Origin of the sequence: Campylobacter curvus, from assembly GCF_013372125.1 — a bacterium.
GTDB lineage: Bacteria > Campylobacterota > Campylobacteria > Campylobacterales > Campylobacteraceae > Campylobacter_A > Campylobacter_A curvus.
In genome coordinates this window covers 1,845,019-1,869,594 of sequence record NZ_CP053826.1, presented here as the reverse complement: position 1 = coordinate 1,869,594, position 24,576 = coordinate 1,845,019, and the positions used below count along the sequence as shown (strand labels likewise).

Below are 24,576 nucleotides of genomic sequence, written 5' to 3'. Positions count from 1 at the left end.
ATTTTGCCATTTGAATCTAAATTTTAATCCTTTATATCATGTTCTCTTGCATATTCCTCTATCTTATCTTTTAACTCTTTAGGAAAATACTCTCTATACATCGCAGGTATCAAAGGATTTAACCTTTTGTCTAGCTTGCCACTTTCATAAAGCTCAATGAGCTCTTCGGGTGTATGATAGTATGGTGCATTGGGGTAGCCTTCAATTGGTGTTAGGGACATTATTTTTGATTCGAGCATTGCACTATCTATGTATAGTTCTAAATCTCTTTGGCTCCACTTATTAGGGAATGCATATTCATCATATTGGTCAGTATAATTTGGTAATTCTTTGGCTCAAGATAAGTTAAGCGGATTCTCTCTTATCAATTTCAACAGTTTCTGATATAAGTTTTCCTGTGTAGTTTTAGTATTATATCTAAGGCTCAAGATAAGTTAAAAACTTTCAAAGGAGTTTTTAACTTATCTTGAGCCATTCTTTTTTTACATACTCCATAAATTCTTTCCTAGTGTATTCACTGGCATTTATATCTCTTGGATCTAGCAATTTTCCTTCATCTTCGATTTGTTCTCTTAAATCCTTATGCATTGAACCACTAGGGTTTAGTGCCACTCCCCCCTGATTAAAATCCATAACCCAATCTACACCTATTATCTCATCAAGGTAAGGTATCATACCGAATTCATCATAGATGGGGGTGAGTCTTTATGATCTCAAGCTCTTTCTTTTCTAATCTATCAAATAAGTTATAATCATTCTTGCTTAAAAAGTATAGTTTATCTCCCCAGCCATTCTTTGTGAATAGGCTTTTTAATTCAAATGCTCTTATTTTATTTCTAACTACTCCGAACCAACCATTCCTATTTATGCGATATAATACATTAAATGCACCAACTCTTCCAAGCTGAGCTGCCAAGAATACACTTTGATATCCTCTCGCTTTAAATCCAGCTATGCCTCCTTTTAAAAACCCCGAAGGATCTCCTAATACTCCTGCACATAAATTCCACTCCCCTTCAAAGAGTTCTGATTTAAGAGTCCCCCTATGCCTCTCTACTTCATCATAAATTTCTTTATACTCTGGCTTAGTTAGTATTCCATTCTCATCCACTATACCTATGGCATCATCTGGGATATCTATCATAGTACACTTTAGACCACTTCTTTTAACTAGATAGATATATCTTTCTCTTTTAGTCTTCAAGCTTTCATAATAAGCTTTTTCTTTTTTAGTCCAAGGAGCTATCTTTCCTTTGGGAGGTTGTTTATAAGATATATCAAGCCATTCTTTAAATTTAAGATAATCAGTCTGTCCATAAGCATCAGGTTTAGGATTGTAATACAATGGTTTATGGTTAGCGTAGAGGGAGGAGTCGAGGATCTTTCTCGTGTCTAAAACAAGTTTTGCCGCCTTTTCCGGAGCTTGCATAGCTTCACTATTTTTATTGGATACTATTAGATTTGTGGCTTTATCAAATTTAACTTCTTTACCATTTGGTGCTATGACTGTGTATGTTTCCAACTTATTTCCTTCATATATCATTATTCCTATTATTAAAATGACAGTTGCTATTATGCCAAATTTTATAAATTTATTGAATTTCATCATATCTATCCTATCCTAAAAACAATCCGTCTTCCATAATGATAGTAGTAGCCAAACGACCTATAATTCTTGGTGGAATATCTTCTTTAGTTTTCTTTTCACGAGGAACCCTGATCCCCACATACATTCCCTTGACATTATTATTACCTATGACATCCAAGGCTTTCATAAGTCTTCTTGCTTTATCGTCTTTATGACCATAGCCGTCTACGTTGTATAATCCGTTACGATAATCTTGCAAAATCTCCATAGCTTCTTGATAACAATCAATCGGAATATTTTCATCTTTACCCATTTTTTTTTGATTATTCTCCGCCGTACCGCCGTATGTCTCATAAATTTCCTTGTGTTCATTCTCTGTGAGATCTAAAAGTCTAGTCCTTATTCCATTATCTCCTACGGCATTTCTAAAGTAACTAGGATCGTCATAATATACTGTCCTTAGCTCATCTAAGCATAAATAAGTTGCTAGCCTACTTAAAGGAAAAGCTCTTGGCAGACTATCATGCGAAGCTAAATTAGTAGAATTGATATGGTAAAACATAAATGAGTGATAATCAAGTCCTCCCGTACAAAATCTACCCCCTATAAACATATCTTTCAAATTTACACTTATGGATGAAGAGTAGATAGTGATAGGATAATAGGTGTATTCTAACGCCTTGGTTTTACTTATATGGTAGTCTTCATGGTTGATAGGCATAGGCGAGATGTTGGTTAGAGAGTAGGCTCCATTATGCTTATCGACAAATCTTTTGTAAAATATGGTTTCAAATTCCTTTTTTAGCTTTTCGTATTCGGTCATATAAACATCTATCAGCGCAGTCACTCCCGCCGACGCTAAAGTTCTTATTCCTAAGTTCATATAGTTTTTAAATCGTATTTTTGCTATATCCTTTTTAATGCTTAGTGATATATTTCCTATCTTTCGCCTGGCTTCTTCAAGTTTTTTTAGATTTTTCTTGCTTCCCTCGGTTATTTTATATTTTATGTGGTATTGGCTCTTTTTAGCTCTAAAGATATTAAAAAATGAAATTCCTTCTAGCTCATGATTACTAAATTTAGGAAGTTTTTTGCCTTTTATAGGGACTAGCTTTACATTTATATTTGCATCGGATATCGTAAATGACGTAAAGATATTTGCAGCACCAAGCTCGCTCATCAAAGCGGATGCAAAAGAGGTATTTTCAAACATGACTTTTGTTATGTTTTTTATAAACCCGTCATACTTACCCTCGGTTATATATGAGGCAAAAGGACAAAGCACTTCAAGCATATCGCCTGCTATAGATGTCATCACTTCATCGACATAGTCTTTGCTTATCGTATCTACTTTTAGTATCTCTTTAAGCTCTTCTTGGTGCCTGTTATCAACTTTTTTGAGTTCATTTATGATCTCATGTTCGTATTGTTTGATATTTTTATTTTGTTGTGCCAAGGCTAGTTTGATACCTTCTTCCTCTGTATCAGACGCTTTTACATCACTGATGTTATTTAATCTCTCTTGGTTTTGCTTTTCAAAATTTTCTATAAAGCTATAAAAATTCTCGTCAAATATCCTTTTACTGTCATTCAAAGAGTAGCCCTTGAATTTATCCGAAATATCTTCTATGCAGATATATGCCTTACTTCCCGATTCTTCGGCACTTTCTTTGAAAAAGTAAAGAGGTATGTCATATCCGTTTAAATTTATATTGGCTTTTGTATTTAAAACCTTAAAGCTATTACCATTAATGGATATCAGCTCCCCATCCTTAAAAATCTTGTCAAAAAAGCCTTTTTTGTTTTTTACTATAGTTGTCGCGTCATACATCTGCTTCATTATATAAAAAGAAATCGCCATTAAAAATATGTCTGTCATCGAGTAAGGCAGCTCAAATTCTTCCGCATTCATATCCTCTTTTTCATCATTATCCAGCTTCGCTTTTATAATAATAGGAGTATCGCTTTTTGACCCTTGTATGACGGTTATGTATCTTTGATTGATATTTTCAAAAAATAGTTTAAATTTAGTAACACTCTCATCAAGAAATATTTTTTCTTTCTTTTTTATTTCTTCAATCTCTTCTGGTTGTTTTGCGTATAAATTTATATGAGATAAATTTAACTTTGCTATATCAGACTTTTTATGAATTTCTCCAAAATCTTGTTCGTTATAGCTATAGTCATATCTCATTTTGTCGATAGCGGCTGATTCATCTTGTATGTTTTTATGAAAATTATTCATAGTATCTTGATCGACCCTGGCAAATGGGCTTAAACTTAATATATAAGTATCTTTTTCATCTTTTACTTTCGTATCTATACTGTAATGACTGTAATCTTTAACGGACTGTATATTATCCGGATTGCCAAAGCTATCTTTCGTTAATGTTTTATCACGCTTTCTATTTATATCGTCATCTATATTTTGTTCTAGCGCAGTTTGGATTATATAGTCACTAAGCCCAGCATTTTGTTTAAGAGGAGCATTTGATATAACAAGGTAGTTTTTGTTAAGACCTGAGAATTTTGAAGAGTTGTTATGCTCTTCATTGGTTTTACCTGATATTAGATTTGCAAATTTTAAAGAGTTAAAATAAGGAGCTTGGATATATACAAGGCTGGCATCCGTTTGGATGATGGAGTTTTTAATCTTACCGAAAAGACTATCTTTTTCTAGCATATCCGAGCCAAAGTTTTTATTTATGCTTTCATATATATAATCTATGTCGCTTGCACTATAATTTTTGCCTATATTATATGCAAAAATATCTATATCGCCTTCTATTTCGCCATAAACAGCCATATACTCATCTAAATTTACATCTATGTTACGGCTCATATCGTCCTTGTTTAAATTTAGTCCTAATTCATCAAACCCGCTAAAATCTATAAAATGTCCGTCCTGGCTATCTTTAGCACTCTTAAATACTAAGATATTGCAAATAGACGTAGTATTTATAAGATTGAAAATGAAACCGAAATCATCACATAAAAGCTTGGCTACAGGACCGGCTAACGCATAATATCCTTTCTTTTTGCTGTATTCGTATATGTTGATGCCGGTATTTACAAGATCTGGCAAAGCCAATATTAAATTGGATTTTTTAAAGGTACTTCTTATATTCGTTACATCTACAAGTCCAAGTATAAATTTTATTATCTCTTTGATAATGTAGTAGCTTGATTGATCATTTATTTTTTTAAATTATTTATAATCTCATTAAAAGCCGTATCGATATTTTGCTTAATGATCGAAGCATCGACCTTTTCTTCTTTTGGAATCTTATCTATGCGAGTGTTTATATCTTTTTTTAATTTTTCCAAAAGCTCTATTAGCTTACCCTTACATTCGTCAAAATTATCCGTGATAAAATTTATAGCCGCAGAAAGTGTTTTGATATCACTTTTATATGTTGGTTTGTGATATATATGGCTCGATATTTCCGTATTTTTTTTAATTTCTTTTTGCCTTTCATCCCATTTCTCACGTTCCAAATCACATACGAGTTTTTTAAGACTTTCGCCAAATTCCTTAAGCGGAGTTTTGTTGCCTTTATTATCTATCGGTATGGATACTGGTTTAATACCGTATGAACTTATATTATCTTTATCTACATCATCAAATAAGCTATCTTTATTAAAATAGTAGTTTGTAACTATATCTACTTTCTTATTGTCGCCACTACGTTTAAAATTAAATAGCTTGTTTATTATGGTTGGTCCAAGAGGTAGGGGATTTGAGAGTTTATACGGATAAAAATCATTCAAACTCGAACAATAAAAAGTAATATGAGAGCTGATGTCGGCAAATTTATCAATCTTCTCTAAAAGCTCATCTCTGGTGTATATAAAAGATAAATTTTGTAATGACATTTTTATTCTTTCAAATTTTTAAATATATTTTATATTTTTATAGATTATATATTGATGAAAGATATCGTTTTTTGGTATCCTAGCTACCCAAATATTATAATGACTTCAATTTCTGGGAGTGTCCCATGAGGTGTCACTATAGAAAGTAAAATTTTCATGAGTTGTCTTTAGTATTGGTATTATAGCTTTTTTAGATTTAAGTTAGGATTTAGCATATCGTTGCCCGTATCATTACTTTAAACTATCTGCAGATTAAATAAAAGTTGCTATAATCACGAAAAAATAGATTTGGAGAGGGTATGGATTCACTGCTTGAAGGTGCGGTTAAATTTATGGAAGATGGCTTTTTGGAGCATGAGGAGCTGTTTAAAAGTTTGCAACATGCGCAAGATCCGCATACGCTTTTTATCTCGTGCGTGGACTCGCGGGTGGTGCCTAATCTAATAACAAACTGCCTGCCGGGCGAGCTTTTCATGGTCAGAAATATCGCAAATATCGTACCGCCTTACCGCGTCAGTAGCGAATTTTTGGCTACTACTTCGGCGATAGAGTATGCACTTGAAGTGTTAAATATAAAAAATATAATAATATGCGGCCACTCAGACTGCGGCGGCTGTGCGGCGCTGTATCAAGACGAGAGTAAATTTAAAAATACGCCAAACGTCAGAAACTGGATCAAGCTCATCGAGCCGATAAAGCATGAGGTGCTTAAATTTACCAGCGACGATCCGGCCAAGATGGCGTGGCTGACCGAGCGGCTAAATGTCATAAATTCCATAGAAAATATACTGACCTATCCTAACGTAAAGAGCGAACACGAGGCGGGTAGGCTCGAAATTTACGGCTGGCATTATATCATCGAGACGGGTGAAATTTTCAGCTACGATCTAAAAAGCAAGACGTTTAAGCTCCTAGCCGTCAGACAGGACAAGCATGAGTAAAATTTTATTTTCCCTGCTTTTGTGTCTGGCATTTGTTTTTGGCGCCGATAACAACAATACCGACCAAAACGACACGAACATCGTAGACATCACAAAACAGATCCAAACCCTAAACGCTCAGATACAAATTCTAAAAGCGCAGCAAACGGACGCGAACTCCTCGGTCAAATCATCAAATTTAGACACGCTCGAAAAGAAAAAAAGTAGGCTGCTTGATAAGATCCCGCTTTCTATAATGCAAATCGACGTCAAGCAAAAGGATATCGATAAATTCAAGCTTCAAAAAGCCAGCCTCGAAAAAAAGGTCGCAAGATATGAAAAGCAAGATGACAAGGACCTTTACATAAAAAATGCCATCGAGCTTGAGAAGATGAAGATAGGAGAGTCTTATTTCACGACTCTTGTCAATCTTGAAAATATATTTAAAAACGGCGCAAAAGCGGGCTCGATAAAAGATCTCATAGACACCGGACTTTTAAACCTGCAGACAAATTCTTATGTGAGCATCAAGGAGCTAAAAGATAGCCTGGGAGATAATACGAACGCCTACGACAGCGCGCTGTCGGATCTTGAGCTGCAAAAGGAGACTAGCGAGGAGATATTGACATATTTAAAGGCAAACGCCGAGCTTTTGAGCTCAAACCTCATCCTATCGGAGCTAAATTTAACCAACGCGATAGAGTATATCAATAAACTAGTACCGCTAAATTCCGCTAAATTCAACACCGGCAAGATCATCATCATCATCGTGGTATTCGCCTTTTTCGTATCCCTCACCAGGCTTTTGGCAAAGCTCACGTATTGGCTCATGTCCTTGCTCACTTCGCTTCAAGAGAGCAAAGATATAAAAGATCAAATTTTAGACATAATCAAAAAGCCTATCACCTGCTTGCTCATCATCTACGCCCTAAATATCTGTATAGGCATAGGATTTTACCCGGCTCCGATGCCTATAAATACCGCAAATGTATTTTCTATCATCGATATCGCGGGCTTTACTTGGTTGATTTTAGCTATACTTGATGGATACGGCACGCTTTTGCTGGGCAAGATCGCGCAAAAAAGCGGACGCAAAGAGGTTGTAAATTTAGTCTTAAAGATCGTTTATTTCATCATAATCATCTTAGCTCTTTTGATGGTGCTAAGCAGGCTAGGCTTTGATATTTCCGCGCTCATCGCATCTCTTGGTATCGGCGGTTTGGCCGTAGCGTTTGCGGCAAAAGACATAATCGCAAATTTCTTCGCCTCCGTGATGCTGCTCTTTGACAACGCTTTCTCGCAGGGAGACTGGATAGTTTGCGGCGATATAGAGGGCACGGTCGTGGAGATAGGCCTTAGGAAAACGACGGTCAGGAGCCTCGATAACGCACTCATTTTCGTGCCAAATTCCAAGCTCACTAGCGATCCGATAAAAAACTGGTCGCGCCGCAAGGTCGGACGAAACATAAAAATGACGATCGGCCTCACCTACGACTCCAAGCCGCCTGTGATATTAAAATGTATAGACGAGATAAGGCAGATGCTACTTGAACACCCTAAAATTTCAAAGTCTGACAACGGCGGGGCGTTCAGAGCTAAGGATAGCAGGAGTAGGTTTAAGCAAAATATCGTTAGTATCGATGATCTCGCGGGCTATAAAAGCAGGCTTTGGGTGTGGCTAGACAAACTAAACGACAGCTCGATAGACATCAACATAAACTGCTTTACAAAGACGATAGTGGGCGATGAATACGTCCTAGTTAAGCAAGATATAATATTTAAGATAATGGATATCGTAGAGAGCAACGGACTAAGCTTTGCCTTCCCGAGCCAAAGCCTATATGTGGAAAATGCAGGCTCAAACGAGTTGCAACCTATCTTAAACAACGATAAAATTTCAAAGGAGACGGTATGAGCGATTTTGACGACGAAGATTTCGAATACGACGACGATGACTTCGAGGAGGATCAAAAAGAGGATTCGTATAATTACAACTACGATGAAAACGACTACGAATACGACGATAGCGACGAAGACGAAGACAGCTACGATTCGTATTGAAATTTAACGGGGATATCTTGACGCAGGATTTTGTAGATCAAAGCAGCTATAAGGCGATAGAAGACATCTATAAGATGATCTTAAACGTCATGATGGTCGGAAATTTGTTCGGACTATGTTTTTTGGTGTTTTTAAATACCTCTATCGTGCTTATCTGCTTTTTGTTTTTTATACTTGCCGTGATGATGAGGTTGAAATTTAAAATAAAATATAGAATTTTGATCTCGTCGATGTTTCATCTAAATTTGATCCTTGTGACCGTGATAGGTACGATGGCTATGGGCTGGAACAGCGGAATCTGGATAGTCATGGTAGGCGCGATATTTGCGAGCTATTTTTTAGCGTTTAACTCAAAGCCTATCACATATAGTGTCTCGATGTGTGAGCTTGGCATACTGATATGGCTTTATCTGGCGTATAAAGATATGCCTGCGGTCATCCCGCACTGGGCGGAGATGACGCTAACTATAACCAACATCGCCCTTGTGTTTTATACCATTTTAAAGATGTCCATCTATGCTGACGTGATCACTTCTAGCGGCTATCAGCAGGTGCATGAGGAGAAAGAGCAGCTTGAAAAGATGTCAAAGCATGACTTCCTCACCGGGCTTTTAAACAGGCGCACTATCGAAAAGGCGCTAAAATACGAGCTTAGTATGCTGCGCGATAAAAATACTAATACGAATTTGGTCGTGATGCTGGGCGATATCGATAACTTTAAGATTATAAACGACACCTACGGGCACGACTGGGGCGATAAAATTTTAAAAGAGATAGCAAAGACGCTTTTAGCGACATTTAGAAAAAACGACTATGTTTGCCGCTGGGGCGGGGAGGAGTTTTTGATCATCCTGCCAGATACGAAGATAGACTTCATCCACAAGATAACAAACCGCCTGACTAAAAACATAAACCACGTGAAGCTACCCGATAAAACGGCTGTTAGTATGACCTTTGGCATGCTAGTTTGCATAAATGCCGCAAGCGTAAATTTCGAATACATCATCAACAGGGTCGATAAGCTGCTTTACAGAGGCAAGCAAAACGGCAAAGACAGGATAGAAATGGAAATTTTAAACGATGCAACGAACGCAAAAAACGATGATGACTAAAATTTCTATATCCTTGGCGCTTAAGATCATAATGGCGATGGTCCTACTCGTGCATGCGTTTTACCTCGTGATATTTTACGTCATGCACGAGGAAATTTTAGCCACTACGAATATATTTTCCATAGTGATATATCTTTTCGCGCTAAAGCTTCTTTTAGACAGCGATGAGAATGGCAAACTCGTATTCGTCATGTTTCAGATCGAAGTATTTTTGCATGCGCTTATTTGCATGCTGATTTTAGGCTGGGGATACGGCTTTGAGCTTTTGTTCTTGGTCTCCACCGTCACTTTGTTTTTCGCGTCGTTTAGCTACAAACGCATAAACTACGCGATAATCACGATCCAGATATTGATCTCGGTAGCGTGCTATGTGCTGCTTGACGGCAAAAATATAAAAGTTTACAGCGAGTATAAAGATATCCTTTTTATATTCAATCTTTCGATGGTGTCGGTGTTTGCGGTGATGACCTCTTATCTTTTGGAAATTTCAAATTCCTTTATATTTTTAAATATCTTGGAGCAAAAAGAGCGCGTCAAAACGATGGTCAATCACGATCCTTTGACCGGGCTTTTAAACAGAGCCTCCATGCAAAATATCTTGCAACAAGGAGCGCTCTTTGAGGGCAAAGACTTTGCCGTGGTGATGTGCGATATCGATGATTTTAAAAAGATAAATGATACCTACGGACATAGTGCTGGAGACGCGGTCTTAAAAAGCCTGTCTGAAATTTTTAAAAATACCTTTAGAAACGACGACTACGTAGCGCGCTGGGGTGGGGAGGAGTTTTTGGTCGTTATCAGAAACGCTAAGAAATTTGGCGCTATAAGCGTTGTAAACCGTGCAAAAGAGCTGTTAAACGAAAATATCGTGGAATTTGAAGGCACAAGGATAAACGCGACGATGACCTTTGGTGTCGTGACTCATGACGGCGCCTCGAAATTCGACATCGAAAAGATGATCAAAAAGGCCGATGAGCTGCTGTATGACGGGAAACGAAGCGGCAAAAATATCGTCATGAGCACGGAATTTAGCTCCGCTTATTAAATCGGGCGTCCTCTCGCAAACCGCGGCGTCACCGATAAATTTCGTCGCTTCACAGATACAGTGTCTGAAGTGATTTTAGGAGCTCTCGCCCCTAAAATTTAAGCAAGCAGGCACAAAATCTGCAAAATTTCACTTACCATACATCAAATTTGGCAACCAAAGCGAAATTTCGGGGATGTAAGTGACTAGCACGAGTCCCAAAAAAAGCGTGAGCGTCCAAGGCAAACAAGCCATGATGACGTCTTTTAGATTCATCCCCGTTAGGCCGCTAGCTACAAATAAATTTAGCCCAACAGGCGGCGTGACCATGCCGATCTCCATATTGACGACTAAAATGATGCCAAAATGGATCGGATCGATGCCAAGCTGCGTCGAGATCGGCAGCAGTAGCGGCACCATGATCATTATTACGCTTGAAGGCTCCATGAACTGCCCCATGATGAAAAGCAAGATATTTACAAAGATGAGAAAGCCGATCTTGCCGATGTTTGCGTCCAGTAGTGCGTCGGCGATCACCTGCGGGATCTGCTCGCTCGTTAGCAAATAGGCAAAGACTACGGCGTTTGCGATGATGAAAAATATCATCGCCGTCGTGAGCGCGGAGTCCAGACAGATGTCCCACAGGTCTTTAAATTTGATGTCTTTATAGACAAAAAGCGAGATGAATAGCGCATACACCGCACTCGCCGCAGCCGCTTCCGTTGGCGTGAATATGCCGCCGTAAATTCCGCCGATGACGACCACGACGATGAGTAGCGCCCAAAATGCCTTGCCAAATTTCCTCATCCGTTCGCTCGCTGGCTCTGCGGCAGTGGCTCTAAACCCAAGCCGCCTAGCCCCGATGTAAGTCTGCGCCAGCATCATCGTCCCTAGCATGAGCCCGGGCACGACGCCCGCCATGAAGAGCTTGCCGATACTGACCTCTGCCGTGACGCCATAAACGATCATCACCACCGAGGGCGGGATCAAAATGCCAAGCGAGCCGGCGGTCGTGATGCCGCCCACGGCGTATTCTTTGGGGTAGCCGGCTTCCTTTATCGCGGCGAACATTATCGAGCCTATCGCTACGACCGTCGCAGGCGAGCTGCCAGATACCGCGGCAAAGATGATGCAGGCAAATATCGCGCTCATCGGCAAACCGCCCGGCAAGTGCCCGACCATGGACTTTGCAAAGTCGATGATACGTCTGGCGGAGCCGCCTTTGCTTAGTAAATTCCCTGCGAGGATAAACATCGGGATCGCCATCAGGCTAAATTTATTGATCCCGTCAAAGATGAGCTGAGGTATGCCAGCGACGTCCAGATCGGTGAAAAATATCATCGTCAAAACCGTGCTCGTTCCCAGCGATACGGCGACCGGCACGCCAATTAGCATGAGTCCAAAGAGCAAAATAAATAAAAATGCTATCGTCATCGCCGCTCCTTAGTTTTTCACTACGCTATCATGCACGAGCTCGGCCTCGGCGTTTAGCACGACGCGATCGGCGGGCGTTTTAGCTACCTGCACGATCTTTTCTCCCGCGCGGTAGCTCGCACCTAAAAACGCGATCGGTAGCACCAGCATCGGCACCCATTGCGGGATATTTAGATCGATCATCATCTGATCCATCTCGTGTAAAATTTGCAAGTACTCCACGCCATAAACCACGATGAAAAGCAAAAATACGCTCGTTAGCACGTGCGAAAAGACAAGGCACGCCTTTGCCAAAGCGGGTGGGAATTTTTCGATTAGGATCGTGACACTGATGTGAATGCCCTTGTTAAAGCCATACGCCGCAGCGAAAAACGCCGACCAGATGAAAAGGTAGTTTGTCACCTCTCCTGCCCACGACCATCCGCTGTTAAAGCAGTAGCGCATAACGACGTTGGCAAAGGCTAGCAACGTGCCGGTGGCTAGCCCGATGACGGCGATCGTTTTATTGATAGAGGCGATGCCAACGTCTAAAATTTTAAAAAAATTTTGCATTTTCGCCCTTTATTTCGCGTTCATCGTCTGCTCTATGAGCTCTTTGCCGATGATGTCGTAAAATTTAGGATAGATACCGCTCATCGCGTCCGACCACTGCTTCCTTTGCGCCTCGTCAAGCTTTAAAATTTCAAGCTTTTTGCCGCCTGCGATGTATTTTTCAAGCTCGGCGATGACGTGAGCGTCCTCTTTTGCGGTCTCTTCGCGCTCAAACGCGGTCGCCTCGCTAAGCGCTTGTACGAAGACCTTTTTTAGATCGTCAGGCAGTTTGCTCCAAAATTTATCACTCACGACGACTAGATAGCCCAAATACCCGTGCGATGAGAGCGTGAGCGAGGTTTGTACTTCGTGGAATTTGGAGTTGTAAAAATTTGAGAGCGGGTTTTCAGTAGCATCGACTACGCCTTGTTGCAACGCCGAATATACCTCGGAAAACGGCAAGACTTGCGGATTGCCCCCGACTGCTTTGATCTGCTCTTCGAGCACTTTTGAGCTTTGGATCCTAAATTTTTGCCCTTGTGCGTCGTTTGGTAACACTATTGGCTTTTTACTCGAACTAAAATGCTTGAATCCGGCGTCCCAGTAATCAAGCGCGACGAAGCCTTTTTTAGTCACGAGCTCTTTTAGCGCCGCACCTACCGCACCGTCTTGGACTTTATGCAAATGCTCGCTGTCAGCGAATATAAATGGCAGGTCAAATAGCTGAAACTGCGGCACTATCGGCGTAAATTTAGAAAAGCTGGGAGCCGCCATCTGCACGTTGCCAAGCTTTAATGCGCCAAACACGCGGTCATCGTCAATCAGCTGTGCAGACGGGAAAACCTGCACCTTGATCGCTCCATTGCTAAGCTCATCAACGCGCTTAGCAAAAAAGTCCGCCGCCTTGCCTTTTGGTGTGGAAGCCGCGACTACGTGGGCAAATTTTACCGTGTAGGTCTTGCCTGCGGCAAAAGCGGATACTGCTACAGCGCAGCTAAGTAGGGTAGAGATTAGAATTTTCATTATGTCTCCTTTGTGTTTTGGTTTAAGGCTTATTATAAATGAAACGATCAGCGACGTATATAATATGTTACTTTTAGTTACATTATTTTATAATATAATGTGTAAAAACGAAACATAATCCAAAATTTTATCCCCTAAAGGATAAAAATACTCAATTAATAATTTAATCAGGTTATTTCATTATAATAGCGACTCACAAACAAAATCAAAGGAGAAAGCAATGTTTAAACTAAGAGAACTTCCGTTTGATGCGAAGTCAAACGCCGTCGTCAGCGAGGAGACCTGTAATTATCATTATGGCAAACACCACGCGACTTATGTGAATAATCTAAACAATCTCGTAAAGGATACGAAATTTGAAAACGCAGGACTTTACGAGCTTTTGGTAGGCAGTGAGGGTGGGCTTTACAATAACGCCGCACAGGTCTATAATCACGACTTTTACTGGGACTGTATAGCTAAAAAAAGTGAGCCAAGCGCCGAGCTAAAAGCTGCATTAAGCGCGAATTTCACGGATTTTAAAGAGGAATTTATCAAGGCTGCGACCACGCTTTTTGGCTCGGGATGGTGCTGGCTGGTTTTGGATCCTAAAAGCAAAAAACTACAGATCGTTCAGACTTCAAACGCCGTCACGCCTGTGACTGACGGTAAGATCCCGCTTCTTGTCGTAGATGTTTGGGAGCATGCTTATTATATCGATAGTTTCAACGCTCGCCCGAAATATCTCGAGAAATTTTACGAAAATATCAACTGGGAATTTGTGAGCGAGGCTTACGAGTGGGCGCTCAAAGAGGGCTTAAATTCTGTTAAATTCTATATCGACGAGCTTCACGGCAAATGCGGCTGTCATTAAGGGCTGAATTCATCTAAAATTTGCCCGCCAATGAGCCTGGCGGGCTTTTAAAATTTTGCTCCATGCGTGCGAGATACCTTGCCTAAGCATCACTGAGATCAAAATTTAAGCGAAATTTCACTACTATTTTCAAACGGCTTTGTTTAAACGACGCAACTATGACAAAGCCTCTTAAATTTAGGTCAAATTTTGCTAAAAACTACGAAAAATAAACTAAATTCGTTCAAAACAACGCCATTCATCGCTTTGCTAAGCTACGATACACCGGACTTTGATATCGTTTGTAGTCCTGATGAGGCTACGAAATTTGGCCTAAAATTTAAGCTCGACGCCAAAAACAGCGTCCCATTAAAATACGACCTGCAAAAATTCCCGATCGGCTTTGAGGAGTATAAAAAGAGCTTTGACATCGTGCAGGAGCACCAAAAAAACGGTGATAGCTATCTTTTAAACCTCTGCTTCTCGACCGTTATAAAGACGGATCTTAGCTTGCAAGAAATATTTGAGCACTCAAATGCGAAAGCAGCGGTGCTAAAAGAAGGTGACTTCGTCTGCTTCTCGCCCGAGCCCTTTGTGCGCATCGAAAACGGCTACATCCACACCTTTCCGATGAAGGGCACGATAGACGCTAGTTTGCCAAATGCCGATGAAATTTTGCTAAACGACGAGAAGGAATTCAGTGAGCAGGCGATGGTCGTAGATCTGATGCGAAACGACCTGTCCATGGTGGCTAGCGAGGTTAGAGTGCATAGATTTCGCTTTATCGAGCGAGCCGCAGGGCTGCTACAGACCAGCTCTCACATCAGTGGCAAACTACACGAGGATTTAGGCTTTGGCGATATTTTTGATAAAATTTTACCTGTCGGATCGATAAGCGGCACGCCAAAGCATGAGACCTGCAGGATCATAAACGAGTGTGAACGCGAGCCACGCGGCTTTTACACGGGTGTGTTCGTCTATTTTGACGGGGAAATTTTGCAAAGCTTCGTGATGATAAGATTTGTAAAAAAGCTCGGTCAAACGCTTAAATTTTTTAGCGGCGGAGGCATAACCGCGCGTAGCGACGCCAGAAAGGAATACGATGAGCTACTGCAAAAAGTCGGATTTACTTTTTGAAACGATAAAAATTCTAGACTTCAGGCCGCAAAATTTAAAATTTCATATAAAAAGAGCGGAAGCCTCGGCCGATGAAGCGCTTAAATTTGACCTTGAAAGCTGCCTCGATTCGCCGCTCGCCGGCCTAGTCAGAGCCAAGGTCATATATGATAGAGGCGGGAATTTAAAAAGCGTAGAGTATTTTGCCTATGAGATGAGGAAATTTTATGAATTTAGGCTTGTGGATGTGGACTTTAGCTATGAGAAGAAATTTTTAGATAGAAGCGATATAGACGCTGCAAAGGGTGCATTCAGCGAGATAGTGATGATAAAAAACGGGCTTGTGACCGATACTAGTATCGCGAATTTAGCGATCTTTGATAACGGCTGGATAACACCTAAAAGCCCGCTTTTAAGGGGCACTACGAGGGCTAGGCTGCTTGAGGAGGACTTTTTGAGACAAGAAGACATAAGCGTGCAAAGGCTGCTTGAGGCTAAAAGATTTGGCGTGATGAACGCGATGATGGACTTTTTGGAGCTCAATGAGTTTAAATTTACGCGCTAGCGTGTGAAATTTTATGGCTCTACTAAAATATTTCATTGATTTTCATCTTTCAAGAGCGAAGTCAAACCTTGTGAAGCGACGCTATCGCCGCCGATTTACAGGGAAGCGGTAGCTGACCGCGTAAATCGTGCTATATGTTCGGCGCTTTGCGGAGCAAACAGGGTTTGCGAAGCAAGTGTCAATGATTTATTATAACAGGGCCAATTTTATTTTAAATTTATCTTTAAAAAGTAAAATCTGTCATAATTTCCCAAAGGATAAACATGAAAAAAATTCTAGCTTCATCTTTGATCGTACTCGCATTTTTAAGCGGCTGCGCGACTTCAAATACCGCTACTCAGGCGCCATCTATGGCTAAAGAGACAAAAACGATCGAATTTCACGGAACAGGAGACTACAAAGACTATAAAGCCACGCTAGTATCGAGCGATCTTTTTGAAACAGCCGTCTTTACGGACTCTATGGGCTATAAATTCGACATGAAGCACGCTCCTGCGGCTAGCGGCATAAGGATGGTTAGCGACAAGGGCATCGAGATACATTTCAAAAAGTGTGAAGGGATATTAAATTTCGGTCATGGTCAGATGTCTTTGGTATATGAGGATAAATGATTTTCTAGTGGATTTAAAGCCAAATGCGCTTTAAATCCCAAATTTTGATTGATCGCTGTGCGAGCCTCGTTCCTATTTTTGACGTGGTAAAACGACACTGTCTCGCAAGTGAGTGCCTTCTTGCTTCAATCATCTTTTCAAATATAAATTTATCCCGTTTTTTAGGCGATTTAGCCCTTCGATGACGCGGCTTTTTTGTGTCGCGATATTCATACGAAGGAAAAAATTATCCCCTCTGTAAGCGTTGCCGTCATTTAGCCAAAGTCCCGCTTTCTCGCGTAGGAATTTCATAAAATCGCTGGAATCCTCGCAGACCTTGGAGCAGTCCAACCACAAAAGATAGGTCGCCTCGGACGCGACTAGATGCACGGGTAAATTTTCATTTTTTATAAATTCTTGCACGATTTTTTTGTTCTCGTAGATGTAGGCTCTCATCTCGTCTAGCCACGTTTCACCACGCTCAAATGCTGCGATAGCAGCGATTATCGCAAAGGCATTGGCCTCGCCGACTTCGTCGTAGTTTATCGCTGCGGCCATTTTTACTCTTAAATTTTCGTTTGGCACGACGACTGCCGAGCTTTGAAGGCCGGCGATATTAAAGGCTTTTGTAGGCGAGATGCAAGCGATGGTGTTTTGCGCGCAAAGCTCGGAAACGCTTATAAAAGGCGTATAGCTCTTTCCCGGATCGGTGATGTCGCAGTGGATCTCGTCGCTGATGACTAGTACGCCGTGTTTATGGCATAGTTCGCCGATCTTGCCAAGTGTGGCCTTGTCCCAAATTTTGCCGATAGGATTGTGCGGGTTGCAAAGTAGCATCATCGTCGTGAGCGGGTTTGCGAGCTTTTTTTCAAGATCGTCAAAGTCTATCTCGTATTTGCCGTTTTTATACACGAGCTCGTTTGCCGAAATTTCCCTGCCGTTGTTTGCGATACAGTTAAAAAATACGTGATAAACGGGGCTTTGGACTAAAATTTTATCTCCCGGGCTAGTAAAACGGCGGATCGCGGTCGAGAGAGCGGGGATCACGCCGGTGCAAAATATCGCCCAGTTTGGCTCGAATCTCACGCCATGTCTGCGTTGCCACCACGAGCAAATAGCGTTGTTCCACTCCTTTGGGATGAACGAATAGCCAAAGACGCCGTTATCTAGGCGATCTTGTAAGACTTTCAAAATTTCAGGCGCAGCGCGAAAGTCCATATCTGCCACCCACATCGGTAGCTCGTTGCCTACGGTGCGCCATTTTGAGGAGTTTGTGCCGCTTCTATCGACGGGCGTGTCAAAGTCGTATTTCATCGTTTTACCTCGCAGTATTAAAATTTTCAGCCATTATATCAAATTTGCTCTATTTGCGTTTTGGCGGGGTCGATCCTATCTTTTTCAAGTATCACTTCGCCGAAATTTTGCGCTCTGATGCGCCCGCCGATCGGGTTTTTCACGCTGTCGATACCGCTTGAAATTTCAGCCTGCACGCTTGAATACTCAAACGCCAGGTTCGTGTTTACCGTCTTGCAGTTTTTTAGCACGACATTGTCGATGTAGCACATGCCTTGCTCGCTTTGGATGACACAGTCGATGAATGTGATGTTTTTCGAGTTCCAGCCAAGGTATTCGCCCGAGATGAAGCTACCCGTCACGGTCACGTTTTGACTGTTCCAAAAGGCGTCTTTTGAGATGATCTTAGAGTTTTTGATCTCTAAATTTTTGACGCCATCAAAGCTGTAGTTGCCTGCTAAATTTAAATTTTCAATGCTGACGTTCGTGCTGTTCATCGCAAAATAATCGCCCCTGGCGCTCACGTTTTTAAGCGTCACGTTTTCACAGCTCCAAAGTGTCTCGGCGGCGTTTGGCAGCGTCACGTTTTGTAGAGTGATGTTTTTTGAGCGTCTGAAATTTTTGGGCGCTTCGATGGTGCATTGGTTGAAAAAAATGTCCGAGCTATACCAGACGCCGGCCCTTGCCATCTCGTAGAAAGTACAGCTTTCCAGCCTGGCGTTTTTGCTATACCAAAGCGGATATTTCCACTTAAAAAGCGTGAAATTTAGCTCTAAATTTTGACTGTGCTTTAGCGGGGACTCACCCTCATTAAAGACGCAATACGAAAATCTCGTGTCCTTGCACCAAAACATCGCCCTTTCGCCGCTAAAATTTTGCTCGTTTATCTCTTGCATCGATATTCCTTTTTATTTTTTCGAAAGTATAGCAGTTTTAGTGCAATACTTACTACAACGCTCCTGTAAAATTTTTAAAATTTTTATGATATAATCCACGCTTATTGTAAAAATAAAGTAAAAAAGGAGAAGATATATTTTTACAAAAATTTGCAAAATTCCTGACTTTGGCAAGTCTCGCCGTATGCGTGGGCGCATTTGGCGAAAGTTCGCTCGAGCAGATCAAAAAAGACGGCGTCATCAGAATCGCGACCGAGGGGACGTATTCGCCTTATTCGTTTCATGATGAGAAAAACGAGCTTGTCGGCTACGACGTCGAGGTCGCAAAAGCGGTCGCAGCCAAGCTTGGCGTGAAAGTAAAATTTATCGAAGCGCCGTGGGACGCGATGCTAGCGGCATTTAACGCAGGCAAGGCCGATGTAGTGTTTAATCAAGTGAGCATCACGCCTGAGCGTAAGGTAAAATACGATTACAGCGAGCCTTACACTACGGCTTACGGCGCGCTCGTAGTTCGCAAGGATAACGATAGCATAAAAAAATTTGAGGATCTAAAAGGTAAAAATTCCGCTCACTCGGCCACTAGCAACTGGGCACAAGTAGCCGAGAAATACGGTGCAAACGTCGTTACAGTAGATGGCTTTAGCAAGGGCGTGGAGCTCATCATCGCAAGACGAGCGGACGCCACGATAAACGACACGATAACATTTTTTGACTTTGTAAAGCAAAAACCGGACGCCCCTATAAAAATAGCCGCCACAGCGAGTGAGCCGATATATTCCGCCGCTCTTTTTCATAAAGGAAGCGACACACTCGTAAAGGCCGTAAATAAAGCCTTACAAGAGCTAAAAGCCGAGGGCAAGCTAAAGGAAATTTCGATGAAATATTTTGACAAGGATGTCTCAGAGTGATGATACGGGCGTTAGATTTGGTTAAATTTGACGCCCGCCCGGCTTGCTAAATTTTGCAAAATTTATATTTTTTGTGATATATTTTCGCTTTAGATTGCCGTTGGCATATACATCAACATAAAGATACAAGTAAAATCATATCTTTCTTAAAGGACAAATCATGAAATTTGCAAATTTGCTTAAATTTGCCGCCATTTTGGCTTTGGGGCTAAATTTACAGGCCAAAACGATAAAAGATGGCGTTCTCACCGTCGCGACCGAGGGCACATACGCGCCGTTTTCGTTTTATGACGAGAAAAACGAGCTCACAGGCTTTGACGTGGATATCGCTCGCGCGGTCGCTGGGAAGCTAAATTTAAAGATAGAGTTTTTCGCCGCGCCGTGGGATAGCATGCTGGCTGGATTTGACGCGGGCAAGGCGGACGCAGTGTTTAACCAAATGAGCCCGACAGAAGAGCGCAAGAAAAAATACGACTTCTCAAAGCCCTATACCGTCGTCTATGGCGCGATCATCGTTCGCAAGGACAACGATAGCATCAAAAGCTTTGCCGATCTAAAAGGCAAAAAGGACGCCGACTCCGCGACTAGCAACTGGGCGCAAGTAGCCAAAAAATACGGCGCCGAGCACGTCGTAGTCGATAGCTTTGCAAAGAGCATGGAGCTGCTTTTTGCGGGCAGAGTTGATTGCGTCATTAGAGACAACATCGTATTTTACGACTTTATCAAAGCCCGCCCCGACGCACCAGTGAAAATAGCCGCCACAAGCGAGGAGAAGGACTACACCGCAGCCGCCGTGCAAAAGGGCAACACAAAGCTTTTGGAGCAGATAAACAAAGCCCTTGACGAGCTTCGCGCCGAGGGCAAGCTAAAAGAAATTTCTGTAAAATATTTTGGCAAAGACGTGACAGAGTAGTCGGGGTAAATTTTGGACGCAGATAGAATAAACCGCATAATCGAGCTCGTCTCGACCTCGACGTTGCCGATGTTAGACGCGCTGGTAAAGGTCACGATCCCGCTCACGCTCATTTCCTTTGCCTGCGGGCTGGTGATCGCGATCATCACCGCCATAGCGCGCCTGTCGAATTTTAAAATTTTAAAATTCATCTTTGGCGCTTACGTTTGGATATTTCGCGGCACGCCAATGCTCGTGCAGCTTTTCATCATATTTTTCGGCTTGCCGGCTGTGGGCGTGACGCTAGATACTTGGAGCGCGGCGATCATCGCATTTAGCCTAAACGTGGGCGCATACGCCTCGGAGTCGGTGCGAGCCTCGATCCTATCCGTGCCAAAGGGACAGTGGGAGGCGGCGACCTCGCTTGGCATGAGCCACGCGCAAATTTTACGCCGCATCATCGCCCCGCAAGCAGTCAGGATCTCGCTACCGCCGCTATCAAATACCTTCATCGGGCTCGTCAAAGACACCTCGCTCGCCGCGTCTATCACAATGGTCGATATGTTTATGGTCGCTCAGCGTATCGCCGCGCGCACCTTCGAGCCACTCGTGCTCTACGTGCTCGCCGCGCTCATCTACCTGGTCGTTTGCACGCTGCTTACGTTCCTACAAGCCAAACTCGAAAAATACACTTCAAGGTATGTCTGATGTCCGTTAAATTTACGAATTTAAACAAATCTTTTGGCGACCATCTCGTCCTTGATGACATCAGCGTCGAGATCTTTGACGGGCAAACGACGGTCATCGTGGGCTCATCAGGCTCTGGCAAATCAACCCTGCTGCGCTGCATAAATCTGCTGGAAATTCCGCAAAGCGGAGAGCTGGAGCTTGGGCGAGAGAGGATAAATTTTGGAGCTAAATTTAGCCAAAACGAGCTGTTGCCGTTTCGCAGGCACACGGGCATGGTCTTTCAGGGCTTTAATCTCTTCCCGCACCTAAATGTGCTAGAAAACGTCATCGAAGGTCCCGTGCACGTGCTGGGCGTCTCAAAACAAGCCACGATAAAAAAGGCGGAGGAACTGCTTGGCAAAGTGGGGCTGGGCGATAAAAAAGACGCTTATCCAAACCGCCTTTCTAGCGGGCAGTCTCAGCGCGTGGCGATCGCTCGTGCGCTTGCGATGGATCCATATTTCTTGCTGCTCGATGAGCCCACGAGCGCGCTTGATCCTGAGCTTGAAGCGGAGGTTTTAAAGGTCATCATCAGCCTCTCGCGTGAGAAAAAATCGCTCATCATCGTTACGCACAATATGAATTTCGCTCGTAAAGTCGCGGATAGAATTTTATTTTTAGACAAGGGCAAGATCGCCTTTGACGGTACGCCGGAGCAGTTTTTCACGAGCCAAAACGAACGTATCGTAAATTTTATCTCGGCGATGGATATTTGAATTTCGTCTAAAATTTACAAATTTAGAAAGGAAAAACATGAAAATCGACACTTTGATCGTAAAAGGCATAGAAGCCAAAGACAATCCGTATAACGCCGTCGTGCCGCCTATCGTGCTCTCAAGCACCTTCGCGCAGGAGGGGCTGGGCGAGTTTGGCGAGTTTGCCTACTCTCGTAGCGCAAATCCTACAAAAAAGGCGTTCGAGGAGCTTTTTGCAAAATTTGAAGGCTCTAAATACAGCTTCGCGCTAGCTTCGGGGATGGCCGCTACGACAGCGGTATTTAACCTATTAAAAAGCGGCGACAAGGTGCTTTTAAACAACAACGTCTATGGCGGCACCTATCGCTACGCAAGCGGAATTTTTAAAAATCAAGGAATCTCCTACGAGCTCGTGGACGATCTGAATTTAATAGAAGAGAACGACATCACGGACGACGTGAAGATGGTATTCATCGAGACGCCGTCAAACCCGCTACTTCGCGTGACGGATATCAAACGCATCGTGAATTTGGCCCACAAAAAGGGCGCGCTAGTCGTCGTGGATAACACATTTTTGACGCCATATTATCAAAGGCTGCTACCTCTTGGCGTAGATATCGTGGTTTACAGCGCGACCAAATACATCGGCGGGCATGCCGACGTCATCGCAGGCATCGTTAGTACAAACGACGATGCTTTGGCCGATAGGATAGCGTTTATGAAAAATACCTTGGGAGCGACGCTTTCGCCTACGGACGCTTATTATCTTATCCGCGGACTGAAGACGCTTAGCGTGCGATTTGACAGGCAGACGCAAAATACGCACAAGATAGTAGAATTTCTAAAATCAAATCCGGCGGTCAGGGCAGTTTATTACGCCGGGTCGCATTCGGAATTTGAAAAAAGAGCGCAAGAAGCGCAGGCTAGCGACATCGGTGCGGTCATCTCGCTTGAGCTAGCCGAGGGCTACGACTATGAGAAATTTGCAAAAAGTCTGCATCTGTTTGACCTGGCCGTCAGTCTCGGAGGAGTCGAGAGCCTCATCTGCCATCCTGCCTCGATGACGCACGAGTCATATCCAAAAGAGCTTCAAGAAAAGATCGGTATCTCACAAAATTTGCTTCGTCTGGCTATCGGTATCGAAAATGCGGACGATCTGATAGATGATCTAAAACAGGCTTTGATAAAGGCCAAAAAATAGATAATTGCTACCTAAATTTAGGTAGCAATCTACTTATCGTGTAAAGCGTAAATTTACTACCTTTACGCGGTATTTTACTTACAAAGCGAAGTCAAACCTTGTGAAGCGACGCTATCGCCGCCGATTTTTACTTCATGCTATGCACTCGTAACGAGACTTCGCTACGAGGACAGGGAAGCAGAGCTGACCGCGGCCTGCTTGCAGTTGCGAGCATGGCGAAGCAAAAAATCGTGCTATATGTTCGGCTACTCGCTCCCGCACAAACGCTGTTCGCGTCCGTGCCAGGTCGCTCCTGGAGTGAGCAAGGTTTTTGCTTCACTTCGTTCGCAACTGCAAAGCAGAAGCGAAGTAGGTGTTAAGATTTATTATAACAGAGCCTACTTATTTTTTGTCTTGCTGCCCCAGTATCCGGCTAGAAGCGAGCCCGAGATATTGTGCCAGATGCTAAATATCGCTCCGGGTAGGGCGCTGAGTCCTGAGAAATATTTGAGCGCTAGAGCTACGCTTAGGCCGGAATTTTGCATGCCGACCTCGATAGCGATCGTTCTGGCGATCTTCTCGCTAAAGCCAAAAATTTTAGCCCCAACGTAGCCAAAAAATAATCCCGCGCCATTATGAAGTATCACGGCGATCACGACGATAAAACCGACTTCGTGTAAACGTTTATTATTCAGCGCGACTACGATAGCGATGATGAGCACGATGACAGCGATCGAAACGGCCGGTAAAAACGGCTCTATACGCTTGACGCCTTTGCCTAAAAATTTATTTAAGATCACACCGAGTATGAGCGGTAAAAGCGTGATCTGCACGAGATCTATGAGCATATTTGTTACAGGCACATCGATCTTTTGTCCGATGTATAGCCACGTGAGAAACGGCATCAGTACCACTGAAAGTAGCGTCGAAGTGAGCGTCATGCTAACAGATAGCGCCAGATCGCCCTTAGCTAGGTAGCTCATCACGTTTGACGCCGTGCCACCCGCGCTAGTGCCTACCAGCATCATGCCTATTAGCAAGTCGCCCTCCAGTCCTAAGGCCAAACAGATCAAAAATGCAGCTGCCGGCATAATTAGAAACTGCAACACGACGCCTAAAACTAGCGCGAATTTCTGCCTCGCGACTTGACGAAAGTCCTCGAGGCTAAGCGTGATGCCCATGCTGAGCATGATGAGCATCAAAAGCGGCGTGATGGCGGGCTTTAAGCCTACAAACATATCGGGCCAAAAATAGGCAACTACGGTGAAAATAAACGCTAAAAATGGAAATATTAAAGTTTTCATGGCGGCG

Annotated in this window: 25 protein-coding genes and 1 pseudogene; 14 read left to right on the top strand and 12 right to left on the bottom strand. The window is 42.7% G+C overall.

Annotation, left to right across the window (positions count from 1 at the left end):
• Nucleotides 1-23: 23 nt before the first annotated feature.
• The 6 genes and pseudogenes from CCVT_RS09225 to CCVT_RS09200 form a co-directional block, all read right to left on the bottom strand.
• Nucleotides 24-239, bottom strand: a complete 216-nt coding sequence (locus CCVT_RS09225; protein WP_026175532.1) for a hypothetical protein — start codon at nucleotides 237-239, stop codon at nucleotides 24-26.
• A 96-nt stretch (nucleotides 240-335) separates the two neighbouring features.
• A pseudogene (locus CCVT_RS09220) lies at nucleotides 336-419 on the bottom strand (IS1595 family transposase); the annotation flags it as partial.
• A 37-nt stretch (nucleotides 420-456) separates the two neighbouring features.
• Entirely contained in the window at nucleotides 457-675 is a 219-nt protein-coding gene (locus CCVT_RS09215; RefSeq protein WP_035160938.1) for a hypothetical protein, read from the bottom strand.
• A gap of 10 nt (nucleotides 676-685) precedes the next feature.
• Entirely contained in the window at nucleotides 686-1,609 is a 924-nt protein-coding gene (locus tag CCVT_RS09210; RefSeq protein ID WP_051068554.1) for a hypothetical protein, read from the bottom strand.
• Between the two features lie 7 nt (nucleotides 1,610-1,616).
• Nucleotides 1,617-4,673: a hypothetical protein gene (locus CCVT_RS09205; protein WP_155827525.1), complete on the bottom strand. Its 3,057-nt coding sequence runs from the start codon at nucleotides 4,671-4,673 to the stop codon at nucleotides 1,617-1,619.
• A gap of 110 nt (nucleotides 4,674-4,783) precedes the next feature.
• Entirely contained in the window at nucleotides 4,784-5,464 is a 681-nt protein-coding gene (locus CCVT_RS09200; RefSeq protein WP_018137132.1) for a hypothetical protein, read from the bottom strand.
• Nucleotides 5,465-5,763: 299 nt separating this feature from the next.
• Here CCVT_RS09200 and CCVT_RS09195 point away from each other — a divergent pair, with 299 nt between their 5' ends.
• The 5 genes from CCVT_RS09195 to CCVT_RS09175 are packed head-to-tail and all read left to right on the top strand — an operon-like array spanning nucleotide 5,764 to nucleotide 10,602.
• Nucleotides 5,764-6,405, top strand: coding sequence for a carbonic anhydrase (locus tag CCVT_RS09195; protein ID WP_009649723.1), 642 nt, complete (start codon nucleotides 5,764-5,766; stop codon nucleotides 6,403-6,405).
• Entirely contained in the window at nucleotides 6,398-8,299 is a 1,902-nt protein-coding gene (locus CCVT_RS09190) for a mechanosensitive ion channel domain-containing protein (RefSeq protein WP_018137131.1), read from the top strand. Before CCVT_RS09195 ends, CCVT_RS09190 begins: the two co-directional genes overlap by 8 nt.
• Nucleotides 8,296-8,445, top strand: a complete 150-nt coding sequence (locus CCVT_RS09185; protein WP_009649853.1) for a hypothetical protein — start codon at nucleotides 8,296-8,298, stop codon at nucleotides 8,443-8,445. Before CCVT_RS09190 ends, CCVT_RS09185 begins: the two co-directional genes overlap by 4 nt.
• Complete coding sequence (locus CCVT_RS09180) at nucleotides 8,442-9,557, top strand: GGDEF domain-containing protein (RefSeq protein WP_018137130.1); 1,116 nt, start codon at nucleotides 8,442-8,444, stop codon at nucleotides 9,555-9,557. The genes CCVT_RS09185 and CCVT_RS09180 overlap by 4 nt, the downstream gene beginning before the upstream one ends.
• Nucleotides 9,526-10,602 (top strand): GGDEF domain-containing protein, encoded by a 1,077-nt coding sequence (locus CCVT_RS09175; RefSeq protein ID WP_026175531.1) that lies wholly within the window; start codon nucleotides 9,526-9,528, stop codon nucleotides 10,600-10,602. The genes CCVT_RS09180 and CCVT_RS09175 overlap by 32 nt, the downstream gene beginning before the upstream one ends.
• A gap of 129 nt (nucleotides 10,603-10,731) precedes the next feature.
• Here CCVT_RS09175 and CCVT_RS09170 read toward each other — a convergent pair whose 3' ends face one another.
• Genes CCVT_RS09170 through CCVT_RS09160 form a run of 3 tightly spaced genes read right to left on the bottom strand, consistent with a single transcriptional unit; the run spans nucleotide 10,732 to nucleotide 13,569 of the window.
• Entirely contained in the window at nucleotides 10,732-12,015 is a 1,284-nt protein-coding gene (locus tag CCVT_RS09170; RefSeq protein WP_018137128.1) for a TRAP transporter large permease, read from the bottom strand.
• Nucleotides 12,016-12,024: 9 nt separating this feature from the next.
• Complete coding sequence (locus CCVT_RS09165) at nucleotides 12,025-12,567, bottom strand: TRAP transporter small permease (RefSeq protein WP_018137127.1); 543 nt, start codon at nucleotides 12,565-12,567, stop codon at nucleotides 12,025-12,027.
• A 9-nt stretch (nucleotides 12,568-12,576) separates the two neighbouring features.
• The gene (locus tag CCVT_RS09160) at nucleotides 12,577-13,569 is read right to left on the bottom strand and encodes a DctP family TRAP transporter solute-binding subunit (protein WP_018137126.1); all 993 of its coding nucleotides are present in this window, start codon (nucleotides 13,567-13,569) and stop codon (nucleotides 12,577-12,579) included.
• Between the two features lie 220 nt (nucleotides 13,570-13,789).
• On the opposite strand from CCVT_RS09160, the gene sodB reads away from it, so the two are divergent.
• The 4 genes from sodB to CCVT_RS09140 all read left to right on the top strand — a co-directional run bounded on the left by sodB (nucleotide 13,790) and on the right by CCVT_RS09140 (nucleotide 16,693).
• Complete coding sequence (gene sodB / locus CCVT_RS09155) at nucleotides 13,790-14,422, top strand: superoxide dismutase [Fe] (protein WP_018137125.1); 633 nt, start codon at nucleotides 13,790-13,792, stop codon at nucleotides 14,420-14,422.
• 189 nt (nucleotides 14,423-14,611) lie between these two features.
• Entirely contained in the window at nucleotides 14,612-15,538 is a 927-nt protein-coding gene (locus CCVT_RS09150) for an aminodeoxychorismate synthase component I (RefSeq protein ID WP_018137124.1), read from the top strand.
• A complete protein-coding gene (locus tag CCVT_RS09145; protein WP_018137123.1) occupies nucleotides 15,504-16,082 on the top strand; it encodes an aminotransferase class IV family protein in 579 nt (192 codons plus the stop codon). The genes CCVT_RS09150 and CCVT_RS09145 overlap by 35 nt, the downstream gene beginning before the upstream one ends.
• 263 nt (nucleotides 16,083-16,345) lie before the next feature.
• Nucleotides 16,346-16,693 (top strand): hydrogenase 4 subunit B, encoded by a 348-nt coding sequence (locus tag CCVT_RS09140; protein ID WP_018137122.1) that lies wholly within the window; start codon nucleotides 16,346-16,348, stop codon nucleotides 16,691-16,693.
• A gap of 129 nt (nucleotides 16,694-16,822) precedes the next feature.
• Here the strand turns inward: CCVT_RS09140 and CCVT_RS09135 are convergent, their stop codons facing one another.
• Together CCVT_RS09135 and CCVT_RS09130 are read right to left on the bottom strand one after the other, a co-directional pair.
• Nucleotides 16,823-17,986 carry a MalY/PatB family protein gene (locus tag CCVT_RS09135; protein ID WP_018137121.1) on the bottom strand — a complete coding sequence of 388 codons (1,164 nt, stop codon included), beginning with the start codon at nucleotides 17,984-17,986 and terminating at the stop codon, nucleotides 16,823-16,825.
• Between the two features lie 38 nt (nucleotides 17,987-18,024).
• Nucleotides 18,025-18,861, bottom strand: a complete 837-nt coding sequence (locus CCVT_RS09130; protein WP_018137120.1) for a DUF3737 family protein — start codon at nucleotides 18,859-18,861, stop codon at nucleotides 18,025-18,027.
• Nucleotides 18,862-18,995: 134 nt separating this feature from the next.
• On the opposite strand from CCVT_RS09130, the gene CCVT_RS09125 reads away from it, so the two are divergent.
• The 5 genes from CCVT_RS09125 (at nucleotide 18,996) to CCVT_RS09105 (ending at nucleotide 23,286) form a co-directional block, all read left to right on the top strand.
• Nucleotides 18,996-19,769: an amino acid ABC transporter substrate-binding protein gene (locus CCVT_RS09125; protein WP_051068553.1), complete on the top strand. Its 774-nt coding sequence runs from the start codon at nucleotides 18,996-18,998 to the stop codon at nucleotides 19,767-19,769.
• Nucleotides 19,770-19,929: 160 nt separating this feature from the next.
• A complete protein-coding gene (locus tag CCVT_RS09120) occupies nucleotides 19,930-20,682 on the top strand; it encodes an amino acid ABC transporter substrate-binding protein (protein WP_018137117.1) in 753 nt (250 codons plus the stop codon).
• Nucleotides 20,683-20,751: 69 nt separating this feature from the next.
• Entirely contained in the window at nucleotides 20,752-21,369 is a 618-nt protein-coding gene (locus CCVT_RS09115) for an amino acid ABC transporter permease (protein ID WP_211205629.1), read from the top strand.
• Nucleotides 21,369-22,106 carry an amino acid ABC transporter ATP-binding protein gene (locus CCVT_RS09110; RefSeq protein WP_018137115.1) on the top strand — a complete coding sequence of 246 codons (738 nt, stop codon included), beginning with the start codon at nucleotides 21,369-21,371 and terminating at the stop codon, nucleotides 22,104-22,106. Before CCVT_RS09115 ends, CCVT_RS09110 begins: the two co-directional genes overlap by 1 nt.
• A 37-nt stretch (nucleotides 22,107-22,143) precedes the next feature.
• The gene (locus tag CCVT_RS09105) at nucleotides 22,144-23,286 is read left to right on the top strand and encodes a trans-sulfuration enzyme family protein (RefSeq protein ID WP_018137114.1); all 1,143 of its coding nucleotides are present in this window, start codon (nucleotides 22,144-22,146) and stop codon (nucleotides 23,284-23,286) included.
• 377 nt (nucleotides 23,287-23,663) lie between these two features.
• Here the strand turns inward: CCVT_RS09105 and CCVT_RS09100 are convergent, their stop codons facing one another.
• On the bottom strand, nucleotides 23,664-24,569 hold the full coding sequence (locus CCVT_RS09100) for a bile acid:sodium symporter family protein (protein ID WP_018137113.1): 906 nt from the start codon (nucleotides 24,567-24,569) through the stop codon (nucleotides 23,664-23,666).
• Nucleotides 24,570-24,576: the final 7 nt, after the last annotated feature.